At 61.3% G+C, this 8,891-nt stretch carries 10 protein-coding genes; 5 read left to right on the forward strand and 5 right to left on the reverse strand.

The features are described from left to right. Nucleotides 1-189: 189 nt before the first annotated feature. Together M0954_RS19440 and M0954_RS19445 are read right to left on the reverse strand one after the other, a co-directional pair. On the reverse strand, nt 190-984 hold the full coding sequence (locus M0954_RS19440) for a MipA/OmpV family protein (protein WP_122157368.1): 795 nt from the start codon (nt 982-984) through the stop codon (nt 190-192). Nucleotides 985-1,230: 246 nt separating this feature from the next. Continuing rightward, a complete protein-coding gene (locus tag M0954_RS19445; RefSeq protein WP_122157367.1) occupies nt 1,231-2,394 on the reverse strand; it encodes a porin in 1,164 nt (387 codons plus the stop codon). 340 nt (nt 2,395-2,734) lie between these two features. On the opposite strand from M0954_RS19445, the gene M0954_RS19450 reads away from it, so the two are divergent. From M0954_RS19450 to M0954_RS19470, 5 genes are all read left to right on the forward strand, one after another. Next, complete coding sequence (locus M0954_RS19450) at nt 2,735-3,289, forward strand: cytochrome b (protein ID WP_183143272.1); 555 nt, start codon at nt 2,735-2,737, stop codon at nt 3,287-3,289. Nucleotides 3,290-3,319: 30 nt separating this feature from the next. Then, nucleotides 3,320-3,880, forward strand: coding sequence for a YceI family protein (locus M0954_RS19455; RefSeq protein WP_122157365.1), 561 nt, complete (start codon nt 3,320-3,322; stop codon nt 3,878-3,880). Between the two features lie 26 nt (nt 3,881-3,906). Then, on the forward strand, nt 3,907-4,491 hold the full coding sequence (locus M0954_RS19460; protein WP_122157364.1) for a YceI family protein: 585 nt from the start codon (nt 3,907-3,909) through the stop codon (nt 4,489-4,491). Nucleotides 4,492-4,817: 326 nt separating this feature from the next. Continuing rightward, on the forward strand, nt 4,818-5,159 hold the full coding sequence (gene flhD, locus M0954_RS19465; protein WP_297354965.1) for a flagellar transcriptional regulator FlhD: 342 nt from the start codon (nt 4,818-4,820) through the stop codon (nt 5,157-5,159). Nucleotides 5,160-5,375: 216 nt separating this feature from the next. After that, nucleotides 5,376-6,668 (forward strand): EAL domain-containing protein, encoded by a 1,293-nt coding sequence (locus M0954_RS19470; protein WP_122157363.1) that lies wholly within the window; start codon nt 5,376-5,378, stop codon nt 6,666-6,668. A 30-nt stretch (nt 6,669-6,698) separates the two neighbouring features. Here the strand turns inward: M0954_RS19470 and M0954_RS19475 are convergent, their stop codons facing one another. The 3 genes from M0954_RS19475 to M0954_RS19485 all read right to left on the reverse strand — a co-directional run. After that, on the reverse strand, nt 6,699-7,193 hold the full coding sequence (locus M0954_RS19475; RefSeq protein ID WP_123386654.1) for a cupin domain-containing protein: 495 nt from the start codon (nt 7,191-7,193) through the stop codon (nt 6,699-6,701). A 62-nt stretch (nt 7,194-7,255) separates the two neighbouring features. Next, a complete protein-coding gene (locus M0954_RS19480; RefSeq protein WP_297354967.1) occupies nt 7,256-8,452 on the reverse strand; it encodes an aminotransferase class V-fold PLP-dependent enzyme in 1,197 nt (398 codons plus the stop codon). Between the two features lie 31 nt (nt 8,453-8,483). After that, the coding region (locus tag M0954_RS19485) for a RidA family protein (RefSeq protein WP_297354969.1) at nt 8,484-8,891 on the reverse strand (408 nt) is incomplete at its 5' end.

Below are 8,891 nucleotides of genomic sequence, written 5' to 3' on the forward strand. Positions count from 1 at the left end.
GCCTAACTTATTGATTGGGGGGCAATGGTATCGCATTCGATGGCGTGAGGACATGGGTTCTCACATGAGATTCTCGTGAAAATGCAAGACACCTGGCTCTTTTCTGTACCTTTCCGCCCTTTGCGCATGTATGACATCTATTCGAAAGGTTTGGGGGTACTCAGTAATTCGCGCCCTGGAGAATTCGCGTCAAAACGTGTACGTCAGCGCGAAGGTTTCCGTATTTTGCTGCACGCGTCGTGTGATCGGACTCGACGCGGAGTTTCCATACAGGCGTGCGAATTTCAGTTCGACCGTGGCGATCAGCGATTTGGTGATCAGATAGTCGGCCTCGGCGGTGATGTAGCCGGTGGCCGCGCCGGAATGCGCGTCGTAGACCGCCAAACCGGAAGCTGTGCTTTGACCCTGCGTGATGCCGAAAAATGTCTGCTGGTACGTTCCGTTTGTCCACGTGACGCCAGGACCGGCGGTCAGATACAGCTGTTTGCCGATGGGCAGCGTGACCGTGGCATTGGTATCGACCACCAGCCCTTCACGGTTCCCGCCAATATCCTGGGCCGCGGAGTTCGACCACGTGAACGCCGATTGCGTGTAGTTGAGGAAGATCTTGGCGCGTGGCGTCGTGGGCACATTGTGTAGCCCACGCAGCCGCGAGTCCTCGCTCGTCTCGCGCTCGTTGAAGTCGTACTGCAGCGCCAGGCCCGCGCTCCAGTTCGTGTTGTTGATCAGATACACGCCGGCCAGCATGTCTTCTTTAGCGAAGAAGCGATTCTTGTATTCGACATCGAAGGCTGGATAAGGCCTGAGGCGCATGAAGTTCGCGCCTGGATACGCGGGTTCCCACTGCGCCTCGGCACCTAGCGTCACGGTCCAGTCCGGCGTTGGCGCGGCATTAGTCGCGGCCTGCTGCGCGAACGACACGACGGGCGTCAGAAAGCCGGCAAGCGCCATCAGGCCAGCGCCGAGTTGGGGTGACGAAAACATAAAGCCAGTTCAGAGAAGGGAAAATCTGAGGCGGGACACTGCGGCAAACCGGCGGGGTCTTTTGCTTCGGGCCTCGTTACGTAGCCCGGAACATTCTGGGCGCGCGTGATTATGAGGCATACGGAGCAATCTCGCACGTCCGCTGCGAACGCTGTGAACTGGCTGGATGAATACGCACGCCTGCGTTGTACGCGGTGCGTGAGGCCGCGCTTGCCGCGCGGCCTCCGTCTTTCAAATACCTTCTATTTAGAACTGGTGACGCAAGCCGACCGTCACGGCCACTTGCGTACCGCTCGACGAGGGCGATAGCGTGTTGATCGATGCGTCGCTGAGTACCGAGCCAGCCGGTGCACCGTGGACGTGCTGATAAACACCTTCGAGGTAGACGTCGGTGCGCTTGCTCAAGGAGTAGTCGGTTTGCAGCGTGAACTGATTCCATTCCGGCGATGCGCTCGTGCCGCCGTTGCTGAACGAGCCGTCCGTGAACGTGTACGCGCCGGCGATGCTCAAGCTCGGGGTCAGCGCGTAATGCGCGTTCACTTCATAGTTGTCGAGCCGCAGGCCGCCACCCAAGGCGACGAAACCATCGCCGCCGGCAAACACGCTCGACATGTTGTCGATCTGCGAATGGGTCCAGAGCAGGCCAACGGTCGCCGAACCGAACGTATAGTTGCCGCCTGTGCCCCAGATCCGCTGGCGTTGCGCCACGAAATCGGCGCTGCCGTCGTCGAGCGCCACCGCGCCGTTCTGATTCGTGCCGCTGACGCCGCCGCCTGCGTTGTTCAGTTCCAGGTAACCCGCAGCCAGGTTAAATGGGCCGTGTGCATACGTCGCGCCGAAGCCATACACGCGGTTGTTCGAGAACTCGCCGGCCTTGTTGCTGAACCCGTACATGCCTTCGACGGTGACGCCGGCGTAGGTGTTGCTTGTGAACTTCACCGCGTTGTTGATGCTCATCGAGTCCGCAGCGAGGTTGTCGTTGTTGAACGGATGCGCGGAGAGGTTGCCGCCGTAGGTGCCACCGGCAGACGAGATCGGCCCGAGCACGTCGTTGACTGTGTCGAACTGACGGCCGAGCAAAACGGTGCCGAACTGGTCGCTTTGCACGCCGACATACGCCTGCTCGCCGAATGCGTCGCCCGCGTTAAACAGGCTGCCACTATTCAGGTTAAAACCGTTTTCCAGTTTGAAGATCGCATGCAGTCCGCCGCCGAGATCTTCGGAGCCTTTAAGGCCATACACAGTGTTTTCCGTCGAGGCGCTGGTTTCTTGCCAGTTGTTGTGGCCGCCTTGGTTGTTCGTGAACACAAGGCCCGTATCGATGACGCCGTACAGGGTGACGCTGCTTTGCGCGTGGGCGGTCAATGCAAATGCGCCTGTCAGCGCAAGTGCCAGTAAAGACTTCTTCATGCTTTTAAGCTCCGTGTTGTCGCGGGACTGCGAGGGTCAATCGCCCGAAGCGGCAATGCGGGCTTGGCGCCGCGGAGAGAAATTCGCATACGAAAACTCAATAATCGATTGCCGGTCGGGTCTAATAATTGAGAACCGGATGCTACGGGTTTGGAGATAAAAACGTTGTATAAAGTGCTGGTTCGAGCCGTGGAAGTCGTCGATTAACGTCGCCAGCACAACAATCTGTTCACTTTCAAGGCGCTATTCAGCGTGATTTCGCACTCCTAGAATCGCATCCCAATGACCTGTTCGTTTCCTGTGTGGACGGACTGCCCTCAAAACGCCAGACGGGATGACGATGACGACAGTTCCTCCACTCAAGCAGCGATACAGCGCAACCGCGATGAGCCTTCACTGGCTGATCGCCTTGCTGATCGTGGCCGGCTTCTATCTGGGCTGGATCATGACCGACATTCCCGGTTTCACGCCCACCAAGCTCAAGTACTTTTCGTGGCACAAGTGGATCGGCGTGACGGTGTTCATGCTTGCCGTGATCCGGCTTGCGTGGCGCCTGACGCACCGCGCCCCGGAACTGCCGCGGGGCATGCCGCCGTTGCAGAAGCTGGCGGCGGAGCTTGCGCACGTGATCCTGTACGTGCTGATGTTCGTGATTCCGGCGTCGGGCTATCTCTATAGCTCGGCCGCCGGAATTCAGGTGGTTTATCTGGGCATCGTGCCGTTGCCGACCTTGATTGGGCCGGACACCGCGCTCAAGGTCGTGCTGAAGACCATCCACATCTGGTTGAACTACACGTTGCTCGTAATAGTCGCCGCTCATACGCTGGCCGCGCTGAAGCATCACTTCATCGATCGCGACGGCCTGCTGGCGCGTATGATCCCCTTTCTCAAGTAGCCTCAGGCTCAAGGCAGATTGAAGGCAAATATGAAAACTCCTTTCCTTCGCTGGATAGTTGCCGCGACCGCAATGACTTCGTTGTTCCTCGGCGTGGCGCATGCGCAGGTCGATACGTCGAAGAGCACGGTTACGGCGACCTCGAAGCAGATGAATGTTCCTGTCGAAGGGACGTTCAAGAAGTTCACGGCACAACTCGACTTCGATCCGGCCAAGCCGGCGGCAGGCAGCGCCAAGCTGTCCATCGATACCGCCAGCTACGACCTCGGCGACGATAGCTACAACCAGCAGGTGCGCGGCAAAGAATGGTTCGACACCGCGCAGTATCCGAACGCGACCTTCGTCTCGAGCGCGATTGCGGCGGCCGGCAGCAATCAGTTCAACGTGAGCGGCACGCTGACCATCAAGGGCAAGTCCGCGAACGTCACGGTGCCGGTCAAAGTCACCCAGCAAGGGGCGACCCAAAGCTTCGACGGCGCATTGCCGATCAAACGCAGCCAGTTCGATATCGGCACGGGTGAATGGAAAGACACCTCGGTTGTTGCCGACGAGGTTGTGATCAAGTTTCACATCATTGCAGCCAAGAAATAAACCGCAAACCTCCCAGGAGAATCACTTTGAAAAAGCAACTTTTAGCCGTAGCAGTCGCCGCCATGGCAGTGGGTGCATCGTTTAGCGCGATGGCTGCCGACACCACCTACACGCTCGACCCGACGCACACTTCGCCGAGCTTCGAAGCTGACCACTTCGGCGGCGTCTCGATCTGGCGCGGCAAGTTCACGAAATCCACCGGTACGGTGACGATCGATCGTGAAGCGAAGACGGGTACGCTGGAAGCGACCATCGACATGACTTCGGTGGACATCGGCAACGACACGCTGAACACGGAACTGAAGAGCCCGAAGTTCTTCGACGCGACCCAATTCCCGACAGCCGTCTACAAGGGCACGTCGATGAAGTTCAAGGGCGATGTGCCGGTTGAAGTGATCGGCGAGCTGACCCTGCACGGTGTGACGAAGCCGTTGAACCTGAAGATCGAATCGTTCAAGTGCTTCCAGCACCCGATGCTCAAGCGCGAAGTGTGCGGCACGGAATCGACGGCGACGTTCGACCGCTCGGACTTCGGTATCGACTTCGGCAAGACCTACGGCTTCAAGATGGCAACCGTTCTGCACATCCAGGCGGAAGGCGTGAAGCAGTAAGCGAGCTTTGCCCCGCCTGCAGAAGGCGGGTTGAATCGACGTGACGACCCGGTCCCATGTGGCCGGGTCGTTTGCATTGGGCGCTCGTCACGACGCAGACCTTCTTTAGCGGCTCGTAAGGCGGCGTAATGGTGGACCGACGATCTACCTTTCGGGAAATTTCGCGAACATTGTCTTCGTCGAAGGGCATCCCTACACTCCACTCAAACGTATCAAAATGTAACTTTGTGTTTCTACTGGTAAATCAGCGCGAGTTCAGCCATGCATCTGCTGCATGGACAAAAGGCTTTAGCGCGCCAGACGATTGCCGGCGAGAAATGGAGTGGATGTTTACCGAGGGGCTGAAGATCATGAGCGACGGCGAAGCGCAGGGTTTCATCAGGGAAGTCAATCTGTCGTACATCATGCTGGCGCAACGCATGCTTCGCGAGGACCGGCTGGTCGGCATGTTCCGGCTGGGGCTGTCCGCGCAGAGCGCGGAGCTTCTCGCGACCCTGACGCTGGCGCAAACGGTCAAGCTTGCCGCGTCCGACCACGTGCTCTGTCAGTGCCGTTTCGACGATCACACGATCCTGTCCACCCTGACGCAGTCCGGAGGCCATGTTGACGTGGCGCCTGCCCATACGGCCATCCTGCTCGCCAGCCAGAAAGCCGCACAGTTCGTTTAAGCAGGCTTCTGATTGTCCCTTTCCCCTCCTGCGAAGGCACGGCGACAGGGTCAATAACACCTTCGTGGCGACGCCCGGGATGCCCAAACACCTTACGCCCGCTTATTCGCCTTCAACTTTTCCCTGTTTGCAGCCGTTATCACCGTTAGGGCCTCTACGCCGCCGCGTGCCCGCGATCGGGCACGCGTGGCGCAGGTTCACTAACCGGTAACCCGCATGAATGACATGTCGCACGATGCTGCCGCGTTGTCCCTGATCGCGATGACCTCGTATCTCGGACGGCAGCCGATCCTCAACCGCGAGGGACAGCTCGTCGCCTACGAATTGCTGTTTCGGCCGTTCGCTTTTTCCGACAACGCCGAACCTGCCGACGGCACGCCGCTCGACGAGACCCGCGCCACCGCCGATATCGTCATCGAGACGCTCGGCGAACTGGGCATGGAAAGCGTGCTGTCCGGCCGCACCGGCTACATCAATGCGGGGCGCGACTGGTTGATGAACGAGATGTTCACCTTGCTGCCATCCGCTCACTTCGTCGTCGAAATTCAGGCAACCGCGCAATACGATGATCAGCTGGTTCAGCGCATCAAGGCGCTGGCGCGGTCCGGCTACCGTTTCGCCCTGGAGGATGTTCGCGAGGCCGCCTTGGGCCACACCGAGGTGTTCGATTGCGCCGAGGTCGTCAAAATCGATGCGCCGGACTGGACGGCGTCGCGACTGGCGCCGTTTGTTGCCGCGATGCACCGGGCCGGCAAGCGCGTGGTAGCGGAAAAGGTCGAGACGCCGGACGACTACCGGTGGACCTACGAGGCTGGCTGTGACCTGTTTCAGGGCTACTACTTTGCCCATCCGCACCTGCTCGCGGTGCGCAGGATCCCGCCGCTGCGCCAGGCGCTGGTCAAGCTGCTGGTGATGTTGGGCGCTGAGCCGCCATTGCCGACCCTGGAAGACGAGGTCAAACGCAATCCCGCACTGACGATGCAACTGCTGCGCTTCGCCAGTTCGGCGCATCACGCGTTGACCCGGCGGCGCCTGCGGATCCGCGATGCCGTTCAGCTGGTCGGCACCGACTGGCTGCGCCGCTGGGCGCTGCTCGCCTTGTACACGGACGGCAATAGCCGGTCTGTCGCATCCAATGCGCTGGTGCAACTGGTCGGGACGCGGGGGCGATTCATGGAACTGGCCGCGCGCAGGCTGAGGCCGCACGACGAGGAGTTCGTCGACAACGCGTTCATGACGGGCATGGCCTCCCTGTTGCCTGCTGTGCTGCAGCGCAATCCCGTAGATCTGTTTTCTGAACTGCAGTTGGCGCAAACGGTGCGCGAAGCCATCCAGACGCGCACCGGCGTGTTGGGTCAACTGCTGGTGTGCGCGGAAGCTATGGAGAGTCCGGCCGCTGCGGCGAGGGTGACGCAGATGTCCGAGGATCTCGCGCCGCTCAATGCCGCAGCGGTAGCGCTGCTGTCCGCTGCTGCGGCCAACTGGATGGCCGACCGAACCCGTTTTTGACGGCTGGCGTGGCCGCGTGCAGCGTATCGCTCAAGACTTGCTGCCGGACGGCTTGCCGTCATGCGGACCCATCGGACGCACCGGCCAGTCGACCCAACGGTCTGGGCGAGTGGCTTCGTGGGCCTCATGCATCGGATAGCGAATCCGGTTCTCCTTCTTGTCGGTTTCTCCGACCACCAGCAACCTCACGTCCTGGTCCGTGTTGTTGATGAAGGTATGGCAAATCCCGGTGCCCGCCGGAAACGCCACCGAGTCACCCGGCTTGAGCGGATGCAGATGCCCGTCGATCCAGACATCGGGCGTGCCCTCGATGACAAACGCGAATTCCTCTTCGGCACTTTCGGCGTGCGGATAAGAGGTTCGGCGCCCAGGTGGCACGCGCATATGGTGAATGCCGATGCGTTGAAGTCCAAGTTTCCTGGCCAGCGGCGCACCGATGGCGAGCAGTTCGGTACTGCCCTTGTAGTGGGCATCGTCCGGGTTTTCCAGTTCGCTCCAGTGGCGGATGAACTCGGGTCGCTCCATTGAAGTCTCCTTGAATTAGTGTGCGTGACGGCGTCGCCGCGTTGTGTCGCGTGAAGCCTGCCCTAACGGACGAGTGTGCGCAAGCTCTCTACCAGCTTGCCTATCTCCGCCTCGGTGGTCAGGTAGCTAACGGAAGCGCGTGCTATCTGGGTGAGACCTCGCGCGTTCATATCGAACGGTGTGTAGCCCACGCCGTTGCTGCCGACGGCAACCCCTTGCGCCGCCAACGCCCGTTGCACCTCCCTGGCATCGATACCCGCCACGTTGAATGCCACCAGTCCCGAGCGTTCGCGTCCCTGATCCAGGACCGCCACGCCGTCGATTTGCGCGAGTTCGGCACGCAACGTCTGCGCTACGGCGTCGATACGGGTGCGGATGTTGTCAACGCCGATATCCAGCGCCTCCTGCAGCGCATTGGCCAAACCGCAGCGCAGCGCGGACGCAACTTCGACAGATTCGAACCGCGCTGCGTCGCTGCGCACGACCGGTTCACCGTCGTCATCGAGCGGCGCCGTTTGGGTATCGACATAGGCCGGCGTGAGCCGAGGCAGAAAGTCCTGCCGCACGTACAGCAACCCCGTGCCGCGCGGACCGCGCAACGCCTTGCGGCCTGCACCGGTCAGTACGTCGCAGCCGAGTTGCGCCACGTCGACGGGTATTTGTCCGACCGCTTGCGCGGCGTCGATGAAGTAGGCGATGCCGTGGCGCCGCGCGATTTGTCCGATGGCGGCGGCCGGGTTGATGAGGCCGCCGTTGGCCGGCATCCACGTCAGCGCGATCAGCCGCACCCGTTCGTCGAGCATCGCTTCGAGTGCCTCGGGATCGACCTCGCCGCTGTCGTCGGAAGGGATCACTTCAATCGATGCCCCCGCGCGCACGGCCGACAGGCGCATGCTGGCCAGGTTGCCGCCCCATTCGTGACGCCCAACCAGAATGCGATCGCCGGGCTGCCATGTGCCCAACGCGGCGAAGGCGCTGCCCCAGGCCTGGGAGTTGCCCGTCGTCACGGCGATTTCGGCCGGTTGCGCATTGAGCAACCCGGCGGCGAGGCTACGCGCACGCTCTATTTGCGCGCGCGCCGCGACGCCGGCTTCCATGGGCCCCATGGTCGCTTCGCGCCAGAGATGGGCGTGGACCGCTTCCAGCGTCGCCGTCGATGGCAGCGACGCGCCGGCATGGTTGAAGTGCGTGGTGTGCTGCGTGCCTGGCGTCTGGGCGCGCAATGCGTCTACGGTTGCGTCGGTGAGGGGAGCTGGCATAACTTGAAGGTTCCAGTGATGCAGGATGGGTTCAGGGTTGCTTCAGCGAGACGACTGCTTCGACTTCCACGGCCACGCCGGACGGCAGCGATGCAACACCCACTGCGGCACGCGCGTGGCGGCCAGCGTCGCCGAACACTTCTACCATCAGATCCGAGGCACCGTTGGCGATGGCACTCTGACGGGTGAACTCCGGCGTGCTGGCGACGAAGACACCGAGGCGCACGATGCGGGCCACGCGGTCGAGCCGGTCGCCCGTGGCCGCGGCAATCTGCGACAGTATGCCAAGCGCGGCGAGCCGTGCGGCCTGCACGCCCTCGTCGTCCGGGATATTGTCGCCGAGGCGGCCGACGTAGGCTGGCTTGCCGTCTTTACGCGAGATTTGACCGGAAATGAAGAGGAGCGAGCCGTCCTGCACGAACGGGACGTAGTTGGCCGC

Source organism: Paraburkholderia sp., from assembly GCF_026225065.1.
Lineage (GTDB): Bacteria > Pseudomonadota > Gammaproteobacteria > Burkholderiales > Burkholderiaceae > Paraburkholderia.